The 20,527-nt window shown below is 70.8% G+C and carries 16 protein-coding genes; 14 read left to right on the top strand and 2 right to left on the bottom strand.

From position 1 onward, the window contains the following. Positions 1 to 78: 78 nt before the first annotated feature. Complete coding sequence (locus GVL05_RS15170; protein ID WP_111084911.1) at positions 79 to 1,077, bottom strand: LacI family DNA-binding transcriptional regulator; 999 nt, start codon at positions 1,075 to 1,077, stop codon at positions 79 to 81. Between the two features lie 230 nt (positions 1,078 to 1,307). On the opposite strand from GVL05_RS15170, the gene GVL05_RS15165 reads away from it, so the two are divergent. The 13 genes from GVL05_RS15165 to mfd all read left to right on the top strand — a co-directional run bounded on the left by GVL05_RS15165 (position 1,308) and on the right by mfd (position 18,129). Continuing rightward, the gene (locus GVL05_RS15165) at positions 1,308 to 2,663 is read left to right on the top strand and encodes an ABC transporter substrate-binding protein (RefSeq protein ID WP_131878202.1); all 1,356 of its coding nucleotides are present in this window, start codon (positions 1,308 to 1,310) and stop codon (positions 2,661 to 2,663) included. Next, positions 2,663 to 3,679, top strand: coding sequence for a carbohydrate ABC transporter permease (locus GVL05_RS15160; protein WP_123294721.1), 1,017 nt, complete (start codon positions 2,663 to 2,665; stop codon positions 3,677 to 3,679). The genes GVL05_RS15165 and GVL05_RS15160 overlap by 1 nt, the downstream gene beginning before the upstream one ends. Then, entirely contained in the window at positions 3,676 to 4,635 is a 960-nt protein-coding gene (locus GVL05_RS15155) for a carbohydrate ABC transporter permease (RefSeq protein WP_194672005.1), read from the top strand. The genes GVL05_RS15160 and GVL05_RS15155 overlap by 4 nt, the downstream gene beginning before the upstream one ends. An 85-nt stretch (positions 4,636 to 4,720) precedes the next feature. Next, positions 4,721 to 5,560 carry a sugar phosphate isomerase/epimerase gene (locus GVL05_RS15150; protein WP_159573650.1) on the top strand — a complete coding sequence of 280 codons (840 nt, stop codon included), beginning with the start codon at positions 4,721 to 4,723 and terminating at the stop codon, positions 5,558 to 5,560. Continuing rightward, on the top strand, positions 5,557 to 6,762 hold the full coding sequence (locus tag GVL05_RS15145) for a Gfo/Idh/MocA family protein (RefSeq protein WP_159573649.1): 1,206 nt from the start codon (positions 5,557 to 5,559) through the stop codon (positions 6,760 to 6,762). The genes GVL05_RS15150 and GVL05_RS15145 overlap by 4 nt, the downstream gene beginning before the upstream one ends. After that, complete coding sequence (locus GVL05_RS15140) at positions 6,759 to 7,646, top strand: sugar phosphate isomerase/epimerase (protein WP_159573648.1); 888 nt, start codon at positions 6,759 to 6,761, stop codon at positions 7,644 to 7,646. Before GVL05_RS15145 ends, GVL05_RS15140 begins: the two co-directional genes overlap by 4 nt. Then, positions 7,643 to 8,947, top strand: a complete 1,305-nt coding sequence (locus tag GVL05_RS15135) for a mannitol dehydrogenase family protein (protein WP_159573647.1) — start codon at positions 7,643 to 7,645, stop codon at positions 8,945 to 8,947. Before GVL05_RS15140 ends, GVL05_RS15135 begins: the two co-directional genes overlap by 4 nt. Then, positions 8,944 to 10,296, top strand: a complete 1,353-nt coding sequence (gene manD / locus GVL05_RS15130; protein WP_228504708.1) for a D-mannonate dehydratase ManD — start codon at positions 8,944 to 8,946, stop codon at positions 10,294 to 10,296. The genes GVL05_RS15135 and manD overlap by 4 nt, the downstream gene beginning before the upstream one ends. A 16-nt stretch (positions 10,297 to 10,312) precedes the next feature. Then, a complete protein-coding gene (locus GVL05_RS15125) occupies positions 10,313 to 11,224 on the top strand; it encodes a hypothetical protein (protein WP_159573646.1) in 912 nt (303 codons plus the stop codon). A gap of 402 nt (positions 11,225 to 11,626) precedes the next feature. After that, positions 11,627 to 12,994, top strand: a complete 1,368-nt coding sequence (locus GVL05_RS15120; RefSeq protein ID WP_159573645.1) for an RbtT/DalT/CsbX family MFS transporter — start codon at positions 11,627 to 11,629, stop codon at positions 12,992 to 12,994. A 199-nt stretch (positions 12,995 to 13,193) separates the two neighbouring features. Then, positions 13,194 to 13,826, top strand: coding sequence for a 50S ribosomal protein L25/general stress protein Ctc (locus GVL05_RS15115; RefSeq protein WP_123294728.1), 633 nt, complete (start codon positions 13,194 to 13,196; stop codon positions 13,824 to 13,826). A 29-nt stretch (positions 13,827 to 13,855) separates the two neighbouring features. After that, complete coding sequence (pth, locus tag GVL05_RS15110) at positions 13,856 to 14,440, top strand: aminoacyl-tRNA hydrolase (RefSeq protein WP_123673012.1); 585 nt, start codon at positions 13,856 to 13,858, stop codon at positions 14,438 to 14,440. A gap of 80 nt (positions 14,441 to 14,520) precedes the next feature. Beyond that, positions 14,521 to 18,129, top strand: coding sequence for a transcription-repair coupling factor (mfd, locus tag GVL05_RS15105; RefSeq protein ID WP_159573644.1), 3,609 nt, complete (start codon positions 14,521 to 14,523; stop codon positions 18,127 to 18,129). A 171-nt stretch (positions 18,130 to 18,300) separates the two neighbouring features. Here mfd and nhaA read toward each other — a convergent pair whose 3' ends face one another. Then, entirely contained in the window at positions 18,301 to 19,479 is a 1,179-nt protein-coding gene (gene nhaA, locus GVL05_RS15100; RefSeq protein ID WP_159573643.1) for a Na+/H+ antiporter NhaA, read from the bottom strand. 90 nt (positions 19,480 to 19,569) lie between these two features. On the opposite strand from nhaA, the gene GVL05_RS15095 reads away from it, so the two are divergent. Then, positions 19,570 to 20,388, top strand: coding sequence for a MazG family protein (locus GVL05_RS15095; protein ID WP_159573642.1), 819 nt, complete (start codon positions 19,570 to 19,572; stop codon positions 20,386 to 20,388). Positions 20,389 to 20,527: the final 139 nt, after the last annotated feature.

Genomic DNA, 20,527 nt, shown 5'->3' with positions numbered 1-20,527 from the left:
GGGTCATCATCGACTCCTTCGGGGAACGGCCGGGACGGCGGGGAACGGGAGAACGGCGGGGAAGGGTGTGCGCCAGTGTCAGGCGGGCGCGGGACCCGTCGACTCCCGGACGGTCAGGTGGGTGGGCAGTGCGACGGCGCCGGTCATGTGCTCACCGGGCAGCTCGTCGGCGGGGATCGCACCGAGCCGGCCGAGCAGCATCCGGATCGCGACCCGGCCGGCGCGTTCGATCGGCGAGGTCATGGTGGTGAGCGGCGGGTTGCAGAAGTCGGCACCGAAGATGTCGTCGCAGCCGACGATGCTCATGTCCTCGGGGACGCGGACGCCCCGTTCCCGCAGCCGCGCGAGCATGCCGATCGCGATCAGGTCGTTGAAGGCGATGCAGGCCGTGGCCCCGGCGTGCACGGCGGCGTCGGCGGCTGCGGCTCCGGAGTCGACGAACGGCGCGTGCGGCCCGATGCGGGCGACGCGGACCCCGAGGCGCTTCGCGACGCGCACGAGCGCCTTCCACCGGCGTTCGTTCGACCACGAGCTGTCCGGACCGGCGACGTAGAGCACGTCGCGGTGGCCCAGGGAGACGAGGTGCTGCACGGCCTGCTCGACGCCGCCGGGGGTGTCGATGAGCACCGAGGGCACCCCGGCGGGGCGACGGTTGACGACGACGAGGGGGATCCGTTCGGCGAACCGGGCGATCTGGGCGTCGGACAGCCGTGAGGCGGTGAGGACGACGCCGTCGGCCTTCGCGCCGATCGAGCTCAGGGTGGCGAGCTCGGCGTCGGCGGACTCCTCGGTGTCGACGAGCAACTGCGTCCACCCGGCGCCGGCGAGCTGGTGCTGCGTACCGCGGATGACGTCGAAGTAGAACGGGTTCGTGATGTCGGAGACGAGCACGGCGACGGCCCGGGTGCGGCCGGACGTCAGGGCGCGTGCCTGCGAGTTGGCGACGTAGCCGAGTTCGCGGGCCGCGCGTTGGATGCGCTCCTGCGTGGTGTGGTTCACGCGGTCGGGCAGCGAGAGCGCGCGGGACACGGTCGACGGGGCCACGCCGGTCGCGTCGGCGATGTCCCGGATGGTCACGCGCCGGGCGGCGCTGAAGCCGGCGCCGGCGCTCGTGTCGGCGCTCGCGTCGGATCGCGTACCGAAGCCGCTGCCGGCGCCGGAGACGTCGATGTCTGTGTCGCTCACGTGGCCGAACGTATTCGCGTCTGGCAACAAGTGGCAACCGGTTGCCGGATGTTGCCAACGGCGGAACAGTGGTGCCACCGGGCAGCGCCGCCCGGAGGAGGTCTCGAGGAGGAAGCCCCCGGATGAACAGAACACGGCTGAAGCCCCGCACCCTCGTCGGTGCCGTCGCGGTGATCGCCCTCGCCGCTCTCTCCCTGCAGGGCTGCGCCGTCGTGAACGGCAGCGGCGACGACCCGAACACCCTCCGCGTGATGATGGGCGCGGACACCACGTACCCCAAGGAGCGCAAGCAGTGGCAGCAGGACACCGCTGCCGAGTTCAAGCGCACCACCGGTGCGGACATCCAGTGGGAGACCTACTCGTCCGCGCAGGAGGAGTTGACCGCGATCCAGACCAGCGTCATCTCCGGCCAGGGCCCCGACGTCTACGCCATCGGCACCACGTTCACCCCGACCGCCTACGCCACCGGTGCCTTCGTCGAGATGGGATCGAAGGAGTGGCAGGCCATCGGCGGCAAGGACCAGTTCGACCCGGCCTCGTTCGGCATCTCGGGTCCGAGCGACTCGAAGCAGATCGGGATCCCGTTCGCCAGCCGTCCGTTCGTGATGGCCGTCAACAAGGACCTCCTCGCGAAGGCCGGCATCACCGACATGCCGACCACGTGGGACGAGCTGACCGAGGACGCGAAGGCCACCACCGGTGACGGACGGCACGGCCTGGCGATCGCCTACGCCGACGGCTTCGACCCGTGGAAGTTCGTGTGGGGCATGGCGCAGAACGCCGGCAACACCATCGTCGACGGCTCGAAGGCCGAGATCGACAGCGACGCCGTCGAGAACGCGTACCGGACCTACTTCGACTGGGTCACGAAGGACGGCGTCGTCGACAAGGCCGCGATCGGCTGGAACAACGCGCAGGCCCTGGCCCAGTTCACCGAGGGCAAGGCCGCGTTCTTCCCGATGACGACCACCACCGCGATCAACTCGTTCAAGGACACCAAGGTCGACGGCAAGTACGAGTTCGCCCTGCTCCCCACCGTCCCGCCGGGGGCCAGCGAGCGCCCGGCCGACGGCATCGAGGCCGCGAGCATCCTGTCCGGCGACAACTGGGTGGTGGCCGACTACGGCACCAAGCAGCAGCTGTCCTTCGACTTCGTCAAGCAGCTCAGCGCACCGAAGGCGCAGCTCGAGTACTACGACCTGTTCGGCAACCTGCCGACCAACGCGTCCGCCGCCGCCGACCTGGCCGCCGACAACCCGCAGCTCAAGCCGATCATCGACGCGGGCCGCCTGTCGAAGCCCACCGCCTTCACCGGCGCCTGGTCCGACATCCAGCTCGCCCTGGTCGACGTGGTCGTGCAGTCGATCCCGTCGCTCAAGAGCGGCGAGGTCACCGACGACCAGCTCCGCAAGCGTCTGCAGGACGCCCAGAAGGACGCCCAGTCCACCCTCGACCGTCAGAAGAACGGAGGTCTGTGATGACCAGCACCCAGACCAGACCGCCGCAGCGCACGGAGCAGACGGTCCGCCCGCACGGCACGACGCCGCTGTACAAGAAGGAGCGTCCGCTCTGGATGCTCATCCCCGGTGGGGTCCTCATGCTCGCCGTCATCGTGGTGCCACTCCTGGTGGGCTTCTACATCGCGATGCTCGACCTGGACCAGTACACGCTGCGGCAGTGGTTCAGCGCCCCCTTCATCGGCTTCGCGAACTTCACCGAGGCCTTCACGAACTCGCCCCTGCTCCACTCGATCTGGATCTCGGTGTCGCTGTCCGTCCTGGTCACCGCGGTCACCGTGCCGATCGGCGTCGCGGCGGCGATCTCGACGCAGAACCGGTTCCCGGGTCGCGGCCTCGTCCGGTCGATCTACCTGATCCCCTACGTGCTGCCCGCGTTCGTCGTCGGCACGTTCTTCCGCACGATGCTGCAGCCGCAGGGCGTCGTGAACTCGATCCTGCACACCGACGTGCTCTGGCTCAACGGCTCCGCGTCGTACTGGGCGCTGGCCGGCGTGATGATCTGGACGAGCTGGCCGTTCGTCTACCTGCTGTCGCTGGCCGGACTGCAGGCCGTGGACAACGAGGTGCACGAGGCCGCCGCGCTCGACGGGGTGACCTGGTGGGCGAAGCTGCGCTACATCATCTTCCCGTACCTGCGCGGGCCGCTCAGCCTGGCGGTGATCATCGCGATCCTGCACAACATCAACAACTTCACCCTGCCGTTCGTGCTGTTCGGCATCCCGCTGCCGTCGAGCGTCGAGGTCATGCCCGTCCTGACGTACATCGCGAGCTTCCAGTCGTTCCGCTTCGGTCTGTCCGCGGCCATGGCGATCTGCTCCCTCGTGATCGTCGCCATCCCGCTGTTCGTCTACCTGCGAGCCGTCAAGCTCGACACCGGTGACGACGCGGGCCCCAACCGGAAGCAGCGCCGCGCCGACCGCGCCACGCTCGCCGCCGCCCCGACCGCCGCCGACATCGACGGAGCACGCGCATGAGCGCCCAGAGCACATCCTTCGCCGGCACCACCCGGACCCGCCCGACGTCGACCTTGACCGAGAGCATCACCGCACCCGGTCGACGCCACAAACGCCCCTACGACACCGACGTCACCCGGCTCCTGCCCCGCTGGCTGCTCATCGTGGTGATCGGGATCATCATCGCGTTCATCGCCGTCCCGGTCCTGTACATCCTGTTCGGCTCGGTGAACTCGGACGTCGCGGTCGCCCGCGGCGAGTACTTCCCGTCCGAGTTCACGCTGTCGAACTACGTCGAGATCTGGTCCACGGTCGCCCTCGGCGAGGGGCTGGTCAACTCGATGCTCACCGCCGGCGCGGTCGCCATCGCGAGTGCGGCGCTCGCCGTGTCCACCGCGTACGTGCTGGTCCGGTTCCGGTTCCTCGGTCGCCTGACCATCCTGCGTGGGCTCCTCGCGCTGCAGTCGATCCCCGGCACGCTCCTGCTGCTGCCCGTGTTCGTGGTGTTCTCGAACATCGCCAGTGCCACGGGCGTGCAGATCATCGGCACCCGCTGGGGTCTGTTCGTCACCTACCTGACGTTCGCCCTGCCGTTCTCGACCTGGGTCATGGTCACCTACCTGCGTGGTCTGCCCAAGGAACTCGAGGAGGCCGCCCGCATCGACGGCGCCTCGAGCACGAAGATCCTGACGAAGATCGTCCTGCCGCTGTCGTGGCCCGGCATCGTCGTCTCGGCGATCTTCGCCTTCCTGCTCGGCTGGAACGACGTCCTGTTCTCCACGATCATGACGACCCCGAACACCCGGACGGTGGCCGTGGTCCTGCAGGTGCTCGGCACCGCGCAAGAGGGCGGTGCTGTCCCGATCTACGGCCAGATGATGGCCGCCTCGATCGTCTGCGCCGTGCCGGTCGTCGCCCTGTACCTCATCTTCCAGCGCTACCTGGTGGGCGGTCTGACGGCCGGCTCCGTCAAGTGAGCGCGGCAGTCACCGCAACCCAGAACCGGACTGGAGGCCCGTGGCGGCCCCGCCACGCGCCTCCCGTCCGACACGAAAGGACACCATGACCGACCAGCCCACGTGGGAACTCTCCGGCTTCGGCGACGAGATCGACTCAGACCCCGTCGTCCAGGTCGCGGTCCTGCAGGCGCTCGGCGCGAGCGCCATCGAGGTCCGCAGCGCCTGGGGCGTGAACGTCGTCGACCTCGACGAGGACCAGCTCGCCGGACTCCACCGCCTGCTCGAGGAGCGCGGACAGACCGTGTCCGCCATCGCCTCGCCGATCGGCAAGGTCTCGGTCGACGAGCCCGTCGAGCACGAGGTCGGACGGCTCGGTCGCGCGATCGCCGCCGCGCACGCCCTCGGCACCACGAACATCCGGATCTTCTCGTTCTACTTCGAGGGCCGGCAGCCGGAGGACGTCCGCGACGACGTCCTCGTCCGGATGCGCGCCCTGGCCGACCTCGCCGCACGCGAGGGCGTCACCCTGCTGCACGAGAACGAGAAGGACATCTACGGCGACGTCCCCTCGCGCGTGCTCGACATCGTCGAGAGCGTCGGGTCGCCAGCGCTCCGACTGGCCTGGGACAACGCGAACTACGTGCAGTGCGGCGTCAAGCCGTTCACCGGCGGGTGGGCGCAGCTCGCGCCCTACGTCGACTACCTGCAGGTCAAGGACGCCCTGGCCGCCGACTCGTCGGTGGTCCCCGCGGGCGAGGGCGACGGCGAACTGCTGCAGACCCTCACCGCGCTGCGCGACGCCGGGTACTCCGGCTACGCCTCGCTCGAGCCGCACCTCAGCGACTTCACCTCCCTCGGCGGGTTCTCCGGCCCCGCGGCCTTCGGTCGTGCCGGTCGTGCCCTCCGCACCCTCACCGACCAGATCGGAGTCACCCTGCGATGACCACCCCACTGAAGTTGGCAGTCGTCGGCGCCGGCGTCATCGGACGCCACCACGCCACGGTCGCCGTCCACCACCCGGACCTGCAGGTCGTCGCCCTCGTCGACGCGATCCCCGCCGCCGCCACGAGCGCCGCCGACGAGATCGAGGCGATGGGCGTCACCCGCCCCGTCACGACGTCCACCATCGAGGAAGCGATCGCGCAGACCGACATCGACGTCGTCGCGATCTGCTCGCCGTCCGGCATGCACGTGCAGCTCGCCGAGGCCGCCCTGGCCGCCGGCAAGCACGTCGTCATCGAGAAGCCCCTCGACACCACGATGCCCCGGGCCCGGGAGATCGCCGCGCTCGCCGCAGCGGCACGCGACCGTGGACTCGTCACGAGCGTCATCAGCCAGCACCGCTTCGACCCGGCCTCGGCTGCCGTCGCGGCAGCCGCCCACGACGGCGGGTTCGGCACCGTGACCTCCGGCCTGGCGAGCGTCGCCTGGTACCGGTCGCAGGGCTACTACGACTCCGGCGACTGGCGCGGCACCTGGGCGCTCGACGGTGGTGGCGCCGTGATGAACCAGGGCGTGCACACCGTCGACCTGCTCGTCTGGGCACTCGGCCGTCCGGTCGAGATCTCGGCCCAGACCGGGCTGCTCGCGCACGACCGCATCGAGGTCGAGGACACCGCCGTCGCCACCGTCCGGTTCGCCGGCGGCGCGCTCGGTGTCATCCACTGCACGACCGCCGCGTACCCGGGCCTCTCCGCCCGCTACGCCGTGTACGGCACGCACGGGTCGGCGATCGTCGACGACGACCGCCTGGCCTACTTCCACATCGCACCCGACGCCGCGACCCTCGAGTCCGCGTCGACCACCTCGAACGCCTCGGCGGTCGCGGGCGCGGTCGACCAGAAGGACGACGTCGTCCCGCCGGAGCACGTCGTCGGCGGCCCTGCCGAGCCCGACCACTTCGCCGCAGGGCACGGTCGGCAGTACACCGACATCGTGGCTGCGATCCGCGAGGGCCGTGCGCCCGGCGTGACCGTCGACGCGGCCCTCGTGTCGCTCGCCACCGTCCGCGGGCTGTACGTCAGCGCGACGCTCGGGCAGCCCGTCCGGATCGACGACGTGATCGAGGGCAAGTACGACGACGTGGTGCCCGTGGTGGGCGCTGCAGCAGCGTCCGACACCGCCACCGAAGGAGCCACCCGATGAAGTTCTCCGTGTTCACCGCCTCCACCCCCGACTGGACCCCGTCGCAGGCCGCTTCGACGCTGGCCGAGCAGGGTTGGGACGGCGTCGAGTGGCGCATCGTCGACGACCGCCCCGCGGACGGCACCGTCGTGCCCGCCGGTCGCTCGTTCTGGGCCGGCAACAACTCCACGTGGCAGTTCACCGGCATCCAGGACCAGGTCGGCGAGATCGCGCGGATCACCGACGCCGCCGGCCTCGAGTACTCCGGCATCGGCGGGTACCAGCAGGCGTCGGACCACGAGGGCGTCGAGACGATGCTCCGCGTCACGAGCGAGCTCGGCGCCCGCCAGGTCCGGATCTCGATGCCGATGTACCGGCAGGAGAAGGAACGCACCGGCGAGACGTACGGGCAGATCTTCGACCGCACCCGCGCCGACCTCGAGTGGGCCGTGACCCGGGCGACCGAGCTCGGCGTCAAGGCGCTCGTCGAGCTGCACCACATGACGATCACGCCCTCGGCCTCGGCGGCGCTGCGGCTCGTCGACGGCCTCGACCCGGAGCACATCGGCGTCATCCACGACCTCGGCAACCTGGTCATCGAGGGCCAGGAGGACCACCTCGCCGCGTTCGAGCTCCTCGGCCCGTACCTCGCGCACGCCCACGTGAAGAACGCCCGCTGGGTCGACACCGGCGACACCCGCGCCGACGGCAGCACGATCTGGCAGAACGAGTGGGCACCGCTGCGCACCGGGCAGGCGTCCGTCTCCGAGTACCTCGACGCCCTCCGCCAGGTCGGCTACGACGGCTGGGTCACCATCGAGGACTTCTCCACCGACCTGCCCCTCGAGGCCCGGACCGCCGACAACCTGGCGTACCTGCGCTCCCTCGTCCCGGTGTCGGCATGACCGATCGCCGCCCCGGCATCGTCCACCTCGGGGTGGGTGCGTTCGCGCGCGCCCACCTCGCCTGGTACACCGCCCACACCACGGGGGAGCCGTGGGGCATCACGGCCTTCACCGGCCGCTCGCCCGCGGCGGCGGACGCCCTCACCGCGCAGGACTGCCGGTACACGCTGGTCACGCGTGCTGCGACCGGCGACGCCGCCGAGGTGGTCGACACGATCGTGGCCGCCCACCCGGGCAGCGACGACACGGCCTGGAGGCACGTGGTGGCGTCCCCGGAGACCACCATCGTCACGCTGACGGTCACCGAGCAGGGCTACCGGTCCGGTTCCGACGTCCCCGCCCGGTTGGTCGCGGGGCTCGACGCCCGGCGGACGGCCGGCGGCGGGCGCATCGCGCTGGTCAGCCTCGACAACCTCACGCACAACGGCGCGGTGCTGCGCGAGGCCGTGCTGGGCGCCACCACCGACCCCGGACTGCGCGCGTGGATCGAGGCGAACGTCTCGTTCCCGTCGTCGATGGTCGACCGGATCACCCCCGCGACCACCGACGCCGACGTCGAGGGCCTCGCCGCCCTGCCGGGAGCGCTCGCCGGGGACCGGGTGCCCGTCGTCACCGAGCCGTTCGCGGAGTGGGTGCTCGAGGACGCCTTCGACGGGATCGAGCGCCCCGCGTGGGAGACCGCCGGCGTGCGCATCGTCGACGACGTCACCCCGTACGAGCAGCGGAAGCTCTGGCTGCTGAACGGCTCGCACTCGCTGCTCGCGTACCTCGGGCTCCAGCTCGGGCACGAGACCGTCGCCGCGGCCGTGGACGACCCGGTGTGCCGTGCCGCCGTCGAGCAGCTGTGGGACGAGGCCGCCCGCGAACTGCCCCTGCCTGCCGACGAAGTCACGGACGCCCGTGCCGCCCTGGTGGACCGGTTCCAGAACCCCCGCATCCGGCACACCCTGCGACAGATCGCCTCCGGTGGATCGCAGAAGCTGCCCGTCCGGGTCGTCGACGTCGTGCGGCACCGACTCGAGCGTGAGCCGTCCGCCGGCATCGGGCCCGGCGCCGCGACCGCGATCGCCGCGTGGTGGCTCCACGTCACGACGCAGCCCGACCTCGTGGACGACGACGGAGCCCCCGGGGCAGACTCGGACGTGCGCGACGTGCTGCGCGTCATCGCCCCCGACCTCGACACCACCGACGTGGTCGACGCGATCACCGCGGCGGCCGACGACATCCGGGCGGCGAGCACCGCCGCACGCACCACCACCAGCACCGCCCGAACGAGCACCGACGAAGGAGTCCACGCATGACCGACACCACCACGAACCCCGCGGCCCCGGTGCCGGGCGCCGCCGACACCGGCGCGGCGACCGGGCACACCTCCGGGCGTCCGGACACGTGGGCGTCGGCCGACCGCGGCCAGCTCATCGAGCGTGCCGAGGTGATCGTCACCAGCCCGAACCGGAACTTCGTCACGCTGAAGATCACGACCGCAGACGGTGTCACGGGCCTCGGTGACGCGACGCTGAACGGCCGCGAACTCGGCGTCGCCGCGTACCTGTCCGAGCACGTCGTGCCGCTGCTGATCGGCCGCGACGCCAGCCGCATCGAGGACGCCTGGCAGTTCCTGTACCGCTCGTCGTACTGGCGCCGCGGCCCGGTCACGATGGCGGCGATCGCGTCCGTCGACATGGCGCTCTGGGACATCAAGGCCAAGGTCGCCGGCATGCCGCTGTACCAGCTGCTCGGTGGTGCATCCCGCACCGGGCTGATGGCGTACGGGCACGCCTCCGGCAAGGAACTCCCCGAGCTGTTCGACTCGATCCGCGAGCACCAGGAGGAGGGCTACCGCTCGATCCGCGTGCAGACCGGCGTCCCCGGCCTCGAGAGCATCTACGGCATCGCCTCGAACAAGACCACCGAGGGCAACGAGGGTGTCCGGTACGACTTCGAGCCGGCACAGCGCGGAGCGTTCCCCGCCATGGAGGACTGGGACACCCGCGCCTACCTGCGCCACGTGCCCACCGTGTTCGAGGCCGTCCGCAACGAGTTCGGACCCGAACTGCCGCTCCTGCACGACGGGCACCACCGGATGACCCCGCTGCAGGCCGCCAAGCTCGGCAAGTCCCTCGAGCCGTACGACCTGTTCTGGCTCGAGGACTGCACCCCCGCCGAGAACCAAGAGGCACTGAAGCTCGTCCGGCAGCACACCACCACGCCGCTCGCGATCGGCGAGGTCTTCAACACGATCTGGGACTTCAAGGACATCATCCGCGATCAGCTCATCGACTACGTCCGCGGAGCCGTCACGCACATGGGCGGCATCTCCCCGCTCAAGAAGACGATGGACTACGCCGCGATGTACCAGATCAAGTCCGGGTTCCACGGGCCGACCGACATCTCGCCCGTCGGCCTGGCCGCCCAGATGCACCTCGGGATGGCGATCCACAACTTCGGCATCCAGGAGTACATGCAGCACGGGCCGCAGACGAACCAGGTGTTCCAGCAGACCTTCACCTTCACCGACGGCTACCTGCACCCCGGTGACGAGCCCGGCCTCGGGGTCAGCCTCGACGTCGACGAGGCCGGCAAGTACCCGTACGAGCAGGCCTACCTGCCGTTCAACCGTCTGGCCGACGGCACCGTCCACGACTGGTAGCGGGCAAGCTGGGGGCATGGGGTTCGCGGACGTCGCCAGGGAGCTGTTGCTCGTCGCGCCGGGGGACTTCGTCGCCGAGCGCACGGCCCGCCAGCGCGCGGTCCGGAAGGACGACCGCGACCTGGCGGCAGCGATCGGGAAGCTCCGGAAGCCCGCACCGGCAGCGTGGGTCGTGGACCTGCTCGCGCACGACGGCGCCCTCGACGACGCGGTCGACCTCGGGCCGGCGCTCCGGAAGGCCCAGGCCGACGCCGACCCTGGAGCGATCCGGACACTCCGACAGCAACGCTCCGAGGTGATCGAGGCGTTGACGCAGGCCGGCGCCGACCTCGCCTCGGACGCCGGACACCCCGCGACGTCTGCCGTGCTCGACCAGGTGCGCGCGACGATCGAGGCGGCGATGGCCGACCCGCACGCCGGAGCCGCCGTGCGTTCGGGGCTGCTCGTGACGCCGCTGGAGAGCGTGGGGTTCGACGCGGTCGACCTGGACGGGGCGCTCGCGGATCCGGACGCGGTGCCCGACGCCTGGTCCGGCAGCGATGCCCCACCCATCCCGATCACCCAGGCGAGGGGCGCGCGGAAGGCGAGCCGGGCCTCCCGGTCGACGGAGACGGAACCCCAGGACGGACCGGAGCCGGACGCCCAGCCCGCGCCGAAGCGTGACCCGGCCGCTGAGCGGAAGGCCGCACGCCAGGCGGAGACCGCCGCCCGGAGCGAGTCGCGCGACGCCGATGCCGCACTCGACGCCGCGGAGGCGGACCTCGAGCAGGCCGAGGAGCGCCGGGCCGACCTGCAGCGCGAGCTCGATCGGGCGACCGCGGAGATCGAGGCCCTCGAACGGGCGCGCGACGCCGCCGAGGCCACGAGCAACGACGCCCGCGAGCTGCTGGCGGCCGCCCAGGAGCACCGGCGCAGCCTCGGTCGCTGAGCCTCGCGGAGCGTTCCTTCCCATCACGCGCGCGATGGAAGGTCGAATCGGGCGTACTCGGTCAAAAGGAACGACCACCTACGCCCGGAACGACCCACTACGCCCGGAACGACCACCTCCGCGCGGCACGACCGCCGATCGTTACACAACAGTTGTCGTTCTTGACGAGCGGTATTGGAGCGGTCTAACGTCGGACACCATGCTTCGGGCCGGCGATGGTCCGCCGGGATCCGTCTCCGCATCAGCACGGGGCGCCCCGGGTACAGGACTCGCATCATCGCCGACGCCCCGACCGCCCGCAGCCACTGCGCGGGCGGTCGGGTGCGTGGCGCGCGGCGCACCCCGGAGACATGCCGCGATGCCGGGTCGAGCACTCCGGGGCCCCTCCAGGAGAGACGACACATGTCGGAACCCCGCACCAACCGCACCACGACCCTGACCCCGCCGAACGGCGTGACGACCGCCCCACCTTCCACCGCACCACCGTCTGCCGGGGGCGAGGGCTTCACCGCCCGCCTCGGCATCCCGCACCCGCTGCGCTGGGGCTTCCTCGGTGTCCTCGTCTTCATGACGGGCGACGGCATCGAGTCGAACTTCATCGCCCCGCACATCGCCGCGGCCCTCGGCTCGGGCGGTACGGACAGCGCCGCGATGGTGATCGGCATCTACGGCGTCGCCGTCCTGGTGGCGTCCTACTTCGCCGGCGTGCTCTCCGAGCTGTGGGGCCCGCGCCGCGTCATGACGATCGGGGCCGTCCTGTGGGTGGTGTTCCAGGTCGCGTTCCTCGCGGCACTGCCCACCGGGTCGGTCGGGCTGATCGCCCTGACGTACTTCCTGCGCGGACTCGGCTTCCCGCTGTTCGCCTTCTCGTTCCTCTGCTGGGTGAACCACACCGTGGCGCGCGACCGGAACGCCACGGCCGTCGGCTGGTTCTACGTCGTCTTCACCGGCGGCCTGCCGACGCTCGGCTCGCTCATCGCGATCGGCAGCATCCCCGCGTTCGGTGGCGGCCACACGGGTGAGACGTGGTCGATGGCCCTGTCGCTCGTCCTGGTCGTGGCCGGCTGGGTGATCGTCCGGTTCGGCGTGCACGAGCGGACCGGGCTCGGCCGCATCGCCCCGCGCTCGCACTCCGCCGCACGGGTCATCGCCAGCGGCATCGAGGTCTGCATCACGCGCCCCAAGGTCCTGCTCGCCGTCCTGATCCGGCTCGTCAACACGGCGCCCGAGTTCGGCATGTTCGTGATCATGCCGGCGATCATCGGCAGCGAGCTCGGCTGGGGCCAGTCGAAGTGGCTCACGATGACGGTGATCGTCTACGCCGGCAACATCCTGTTCAACGCCTTCTTCGGCGCCCTCGGCGACCGCATCGGCTGGATCCGCACCGTCAAGTGGTTCGGCATCGGCGCCTCGGCGATCGGGCTGCTGGCCTGGTGGTACGTCCCGCACCTGGTGCCGGCCGGTTCCGAGTGGGGCTTCTGGCTCGCCACCGCCGCGGGGACGGTGTTCGGCATCATGCTCGCCGGGTTCACACCCATGGGTGCGATCGTCCCCGCCTTCGCAGGCGAGGAGCGTCAGGGTGCCGCGATGGCCATGTACGCCACGGCGGCCGGCGGTGCGACCTTCCTCGGCAACGCCGTGGTCAGCGCCGTCCTGCCGTGGGGTGGCCCCGGTGGCGTGGTCTGGACGTTCGTCGGCCTCTACGTCCTCGCCTTCGTGGTGCTGTCGTTCCTCAAGGTGCCGGAGGAGGCGGTGGCCGCCGGGCACTGAGGCACGACACGCCCGGCGGGTGCTGGTAGAGTCGGTGATTGACTTCGGCGAGGGCCGCGACAGCGGCCGTGATCGACGCGGTGGGAGACCCGGCCCAGCCCAGGGAACGTTCCTCACGCGTGCACGCGTTCGAGTTGCAACACCACAGACCCCCACGATGCCGGACCGCCGGTGTCGACCCCCGAGACCAGGAGGCACCATGGCCGACTACACGAAGCTCGCAGCGGACGTCCGCACCAAGTTCGGCAAGGGTGCAGCGCGCAAGCTCCGCGCCGCCGACAAGATCCCGGCAGTGGTCTACGGCCACGGCACCGAGCCGAAGCACATCTCGCTGCCCGGTCACGAGACCATGCTGCTCGTCCGTACCGCCAACGCGGTCGTCGACCTCGACATCGAGGGTGCGGCCCAGCTCGCCCTCGTCAAGGACGTCCAGCGTGACCCGGTGCGCCAGATCATCGAGCACATCGACCTCGTGGTCCTGCGCCGCGGCGAGAAGGTCACGGTCGACGTGCCCGTCGTCATCGAGGGCGAGTCCTTCTCCGGCACGATCCACGTGCAGGACCTGAACACCGTCTCCCTGCTGGTCCTCGCGACCGACATCCCGGAGCACGTCGTCGTCGACGTCGAGGGCCTCGAGGACGGCAAGCAGATCACCGCCGCCGAGCTGACCCTCCCCGAGGGTGCCGAGCTCGAGACCGACGGCGAGGCGCTCGTCGTGCAGATCGTCACCCCGCGTGGCACCGCTGACGACGACGCTGCGGACGAGGCCTCGGCCGAGGCCGGTGCCGAAGCCGGTGCCGAGGGCGGCTCCGAGCCGGTCGACTCCGAGTAACACCCCTTCGAAGACATCTGGTCGACGCTGTGGCGGATCGAACGCTGGTCGTGGTCGGACTCGGGAACCCCGGGCCCGACTACGCCGGCAACCGGCACAACGTCGGCCAGATGGTCCTCGACGAACTCGCGTCCCGCATGGGTGCGCGGTTCAAGAAGCACAAGACGCCGAACCAGGTCGCCGAGGGGCGCCTGGTGCCCGGCGGTCCGCGCCTGGTGCTGGCGAAGCCGGGCTCGTTCATGAACACCTCGGGCGGACCGGTCTCGTCGGTCCTCGGGTTCTACAGCGCCACCCCGGCCGACCTCGTCGTCGTGCACGACGAGCTCGACCTGCCGTTCGACACCGTCCGCCTCAAGGGCAGCGGGGGTCACGGCGGGCACAACGGGCTGCGCGACATCATCAAGGCCACCGGCACGAACGAGTTCACGCGCGTGCGGGTCGGCATCGGTCGTCCGCCCGGTCGTCAGGACCCCGCCGACTACGTGCTGCGTGACTTCTCCGCAGCCGAGAAGAAGTCGCTGCCCATCCTGCTGGCCGACGCCGCAGACGCGGTCGAGGCGATCGCCGAGGTCGGACTCGTCGCCGCGCAGCAGCGGGTGCACGCACCGTCCTGACCGCGCTGGTCGATCCCGGCCGTGTTCGCCCGTCGCGCACCACGCGGGCGGTGTCGGTGGGGGCCGGTACCATCTCCTGAGTGACGATCTCGGGCATCATCCCTGCGCTCTCGCGCGCCTCCGCGTTCGATCGCGTGCTCCGCGCCGCGCCTCGTGACGCCGACTTCTCGGTCGTCGACGGCCTGCGGGTCCCACTGCTCGGGGCGCTGCTCGCCGAGCGGAACGGGCCGCAGTGCGTGCTCGTCATCACCGCGACGGGGCGTGAAGCCGAAGCGGTCCGCGACGCCCTCGGCAGCTACGTCCCCGACGCCGACGTCCTCGAGTTCCCGGCGTGGGAGACCCTGCCGCACGAACGCCTCAGCCCGAGTGCCCAGACCGTCGGCACCCGCATCGCGACGCTCCGCAGGCTCGCGTCCTGGTCCGCTGCCGACGCTGCCGACCGCCGCACCACCATCGTCGTGGCGAGCGTCCGCGCAGCGCTGCAGCCGATCGCCGCCAACCTGACCTCGCTCGCACCCGTCGTGCTGCGCACCGACTCGCGCGGCAACGACCTGGCCGCCATCGCCGCGAAGCTGGTCGACATGGCCTACGCCCGCGTCGACCTCGTCACGCGGCGCGGTGAGTTCGCGGTGCGCGGCGGCATCCTCGACGTCTTCCCGCCCACCGCGGACCACCCCGTCCGCGTCGACTTCTTCGGCGACGAGATCGAGGCCGTCAAGGCGTTCTCGGTCGCCGACCAGCGCACGACCGAGGACGACCTCGGCTCGGTCGAACTCACCGCCTCGAGCGAACTCCTGCTCAGCGACGACGTCCGGCAGCGGGCGCGCGAGATGCTCCACGAGTTCCCGAACCTGTCCCAGATGCTCGCGAAGATCGCCGAGGGGATCCCGGTCGAGGGCATGGAGTCCCTCGCCCCCGCGCTCGTGCAGGACCTCGTCCCGATGACGTCGTACTTGCCCGAGGACGCCACCATCGCGGTGTTCTCGCCCGAGCGGGTGAACGGTCGCGCGAACAGCCTGGCCGAGACGAACACCGAGTTCCTGCAGGCCGCGTGGAGCGCCGCGGTCGCCGGGGCCCAGGCACCGATCGACCTCGACGCCGGCAACTTCCTGACGGTGCAGCAGCTCAAGAACACCCGTGGGCAGCGCACCTGGTGGACGGTGTCACCGTTCGACTCCGGTCTCGACGAAGGCGACACCGCGCGCGTGCTCACCGACGCCGAGGCAGCAGCCGAGGCGGGGGAGTACATCCGCGTCCGAGCCGAGGCAGTACCGAGCTTCGCGGGCAGTGCCGACGGCGCGATCGCGCACGTCAAGGCGCTCACCGATGACGGGTGGGCGGTCGTGGTGACCGCCCAGGGCCAGGGTCTGGTCGAGCGGGCGGTGCAGGTCCTCGCCGACGCCGGGGTCGCAGCCCGTGCCGAAGCCCTGCCCGCGCCTCCCGAACCGGGTGTCGCCATCGTCACGACGGCCACCGTCGAGCACGGCTTCGCCATCCCGGATCCGCGCATCGTCGTGCTCAGCGAAGCGGAGTTCTACGGCCGGAGCGTCCAGCAGGGCGCGCGCACCGTCAAGAAGCTCGCCAGCCGTCGCAAGAACGTGGTCGACCCGCTGCAGCTCAAGCCGGGCGACGTCGTCGTGCACGCGACCCACGGCATCGGCAAGTTCGTGGAACTGGTGAGCCGCGAGGTCAGCTCCGGCGGCCGCAACGCGGTGAAGACGCAGCGCGAGTACCTCGTGCTCGAGTACGCGCCGTCGAAGCGGAACTACCCCGGCGACAAGCTCTTCGTCCCGACCGACCAGCTCGACCAGCTCTCGCGGTACGTCGGTGGCGAGTCACCGACCCTGTCGAAGATGGGCGGTTCGGACTGGTCCGCCGCCAAGTCGAAGGCCCGCAAGGCCGTCCGCGACATCGCCGTCGACCTGGTGAAGCTGTACTCGGCGCGGATGGCGTCGAAGGGGCACGCGTTCGGCCCGGACACCCCGTGGCAGCGCGAGCTGGAAGAGGCGTTCCCGTTCGCCGAGACGGCCGACCAGCTCACCACGATCGACGAGATCAAGCGGGACATGGAGCGGCCCATCCCGATGGACCGCCTGCTCTCGGGCGACGTCGGCTACGGCAAGACCGAGGTCGCGATCCGCGCCGCGTTCAAGGCGGTGCAGGACGGCAAGCAGGTCGTCATGCTCGTGCCGACGACGTTGCTCGTCCGCCAGCACATGGAGACGTTCCAGGAGCGCTTCGCCGGGTTCCCCGTGCACCTGCGCGCCCTGAGCCGGTTCCAGTCCGAGAAGGAGTCGAAGGAGACCATCGCCGGGCTCGCCGACGGCACCGTCGACATCGTCATCGCGACCCACCGGATCCTGTCGCAGGGCATCACCTTCAAGGACGTCGGGCTCGTCATCATCGACGAGGAGCAGCGGTTCGGTGTCGAGCACAAGGACCAGCTGAAGAAGTTCAAGACGAACGTCGACGTCCTGGCGATGTCGGCGACCCCGATCCCACGCTCGCTCGAGATGGCGGTCACCGGGATCCGCGAGATGTCGACCCTCGCCACCCCACCCGAGGACCGCCACCCCATCCTGACCTTCGTCGGGCCGCAGTCCGACCTGCAGGTGGCCGCCGCGATCCGCCGCGAGCTGCTGCGCGAGGGCCAGGTGTTCTACGTGCACAACCGCGTGCGGGACATCCAGGGCGTCGCCGCGCACCTGGCCGAGATCGTGCCGGACGCCCGCATCGCCGTGGCACACGGGCAGATGTCAGAGAGCACCCTCGAGCAGGTCATGGTCGACTTCTGGGAGCGCCGGTTCGACGTCCTCGTGTCGACGACGATCATCGAGACCGGCCTCGACATCGCGAACGCGAACACGCTGATCATCGACAAGGCCGACAAGTACGGGCTGTCGCAGCTCCACCAGCTGCGCGGTCGTGTCGGCCGAGGGCGCGAGCGCGGGTACGCGTACTTCCTGTACGACTCCGAGAAGCCCCTGTCCGAGACCGCACAGGACCGCCTCGAGACCATCGCGGCGAACAACGAGCTCGGCGCGGGCATGCAGGTCGCCATGAAGGACCTCGAGATCCGCGGCGCCGGCAACCTGCTCGGCGGCGAGCAGTCCGGGCACATCGCGGGCGTCGGGTTCGACCTGTACCTCCGGATGATCGGCGAAGCCGTCTCGCAGTTCCGCGGAGACGTGGCCGAGGGGCAGACCGAGCTCCGACTCGAGATCCCGGTCGACGCGCACATCCCCGAGGACTACGTCGAGTCCGAGCGGCTCCGGCTCGAGGCGTACCAGAAGCTGTCAGCGGCCTCGGCTCCGACGGCCCAGCAGGACGCCATCGACATGGTGCTCGACGAGCTCACCGACCGCTACGGGCAGCCGCCGCAGGCCGTGCAGACGCTGGTCGAGGTCTCCCGCCTGCGTCGGATGGCGCAGCAGGTCGGCCTGTCCGACGTGGTCGTCATGGGCTCGAACCTGCGCGTGGCGGGCAAGGAGCTCGCCGACTCGTCGCAGGTGCGGCTCAAGCGGATGTTCCCGGGCGCGAAGTGGTTCCCGCAGCAGAACGCGGCGAGCATCCCGATGCCGCGGCCGCACGACCAGGCGCTGCCGGACGACGCCCTGATCCAGTGGGTGGAGAGCATCCTCACCGCCGTGTACGGCGCGACGACGCCGGCGGAGGCGTCGGCCGCGTAAAGGGTGCAGTGGTCGCGAGCGGCGACGGACGGGAGGCACGGTGCGGGCTGGCACCGTGCCTCCCGTCCGCTCGTGGGCGCGTCCACCGCGAACACGCTGTTCGCGACGATCCACGCGTCGATCGACGCGTGGATCGTCGCAAAAGTGGTGCGCGCCCGGAACCGCGCCCCGCTACTCGGTCGCCTCGGCCTCGGACAGCTCGCGCCGCCCGCGGTACGCCCGGGCCCGCAGCGTGACCACGACCGCCGACGCGACGATCGCGATGCCCGAGCCGACGAGCACGGCGAGCACGCCCTCGTCGAGGATCTCCTCGCTCCGGGCGAACGCGAGCTCGTTCATGAGCAGCGAGACCGTGAAGCCGATCCCGCCGAGCACCCCGACGGTGATGATCGAGAAGAACGACAACGACGACCGTCCTGGCGAACGGAAGAGCCGTGTGGCCACGACGCCGAACAGCGTGATGCCGATGACCTTGCCGACCGGCAGCGCGATGACGACGGCCCAGAACGTGGGCGAGAGCTCGCTGATGCCGACGGCGGGGATGACCACCGCGGCCGAGACGAACGCGAACACCGGCAGCACGATCGCGTTCGACCACGGCTCGACGTTCTCGTGCAGGGTGTGGCCCGGACGGCGAGGGAGCACGAGCCCGAGCGCGACGCCGGCGATCGTGGCGTGCACGCCGGAGTGGTAGACGAGCCACCACGTGAGGAGCCCGACCACGACCATCGCCACGATGAGCAGCGTCTGCCCGTTGCGCCCCGGACGGAGCATCCGGCCGAGCAGCCAGAACACCGCGAGCGTGACGACGGCACCGGCGAGGGCCAGGAAGTCGGTGTCGTGCGCGAACACGACGGCGATGATGATGATCGCGATGAGGTCGTCGAGCACGGCGAGTGCCAGCAGGAACACCCGGATGCCGCTCGGCAGTCCGCGACCGAACATCGCCAGGACACCGAGGGCGAACGCGATGTCGGTCGCCGTCGGGATCGGCCAGCCGTGCGTGTACTGCGTGCCCGCGGTGACGAGCAGGAAGATGCCCGCCGGCACGAGCACGCCGCCGACCGCCGCGATGGCGGGGATGATCGCGGTCTTGGGGTTCGACAGCTCACCGTCGACGAGCTCCTGCTTCAGCTCGATCGCGACGAGCAGGAAGAACACCGCCAGCAGGCCGTCGCTGATCCAGTGCGCGATCGACAGGTCGAGGCCGACGGCACCGAGCGGCAGGTGCGCGTCGAGCAGCCGTTCGAGGCCAGGGCCGACCGGAGAGTTCGCGACGACCAGGCCGAGCACGGCGGCGGTCAGGAGCGCGATGGCGCTGAAGCGGGGGGAGCGGACGAGGGACGACATGGATCTCCGTCTCGAGGGGTCGGGTGGTAGTCCGTCGACCAGACTTCCCGACACACCGCGACCAGCATACGTCGGTGAGACGATGGCGCGATGACCGCCGTACCGGACCTCGTCACCGTCGTCGACCGTTTGCTCGCCGAGGACGGGGGCTGCGTCTGGAACCGTGCGCAGACCCACGCCACGCTCGCGCGCTACGCGGTCGAGGAGTCCTACGAACTCGTCGACGCCATCGACGACGGCGACCCGGACGACGTCCGCGAGGAGCTCGGCGACGTGCTGTACCAAGTCGTCCTGCACGCCGGGATCGCCGAACGCGCGGGGGAGTTCACCCTGGAGGACGTCGCCGCCGGGGTCCGCGACAAGATGGTCCGTCGACACCCGCACGTGTTCGGCGACGAGACCGCGGACACCGTCGACGACGTGGTCCGGGTGTGGCGCGCGGCGAAGGCGGCGGAGAAGTCGGCCCGGACGAGCGCCCTCGACGGCGTCCCGCGTGCGATGCCGCCACTGGAGCGGGCCGTCAAGCTGCTGGAGCGCCTGGAGGAGCACGGTGCTGCCGACACGGCCGTCGCGTCGGTCGTGGCCACCGCGCCCGTCGCGTCCGTCGAGTCCGTCGAGTCCGTCGAGTCTGCCGCGTCTGCCGCGTCCGCCGCGTTCGGCTCGGTCGCTGACCGGGAGGCCCGCGGCGCGTCCGCCACGTCAACTGCGGCACCCGGAACGGGGACCGCTCGGGCATCGGTCGGGTCGCCGGCACCGACGCCGGCCGACGGTGCGGGGGCGGTGGACCCGGCGTGGGGGATCGCGATGCTGGAAGACGTCGCCGGAGCGGTGCGGGACGGGATCGACCCGGTCGCGAGTCTCCGCGTGGCGGTCGCTGCGCTCGAGGAAGCCGGCCGCGCCGCGGAATGAGTGCTCGGGGAGCCGCAGGGAGTGTGCGCGGGAAAAGAGAAGGGCGCCCTCCTAACCCGAAAAAGGAGGGCGCCCGTGAGCGGGTGGGCACACCCCCAGGGAGAGGTGTGCACGCAGAACCCGCTCGGGTCGCGGGGCA

The organism is Curtobacterium sp. 18060 (assembly GCF_902706105.1).
In the GTDB taxonomy this organism is placed as follows: domain Bacteria; phylum Actinomycetota; class Actinomycetes; order Actinomycetales; family Microbacteriaceae; genus Curtobacterium.
The sequence above is the reverse complement of the archived record's forward strand: the minus strand, read 5'-3'. Positions and strand labels throughout refer to the sequence as shown.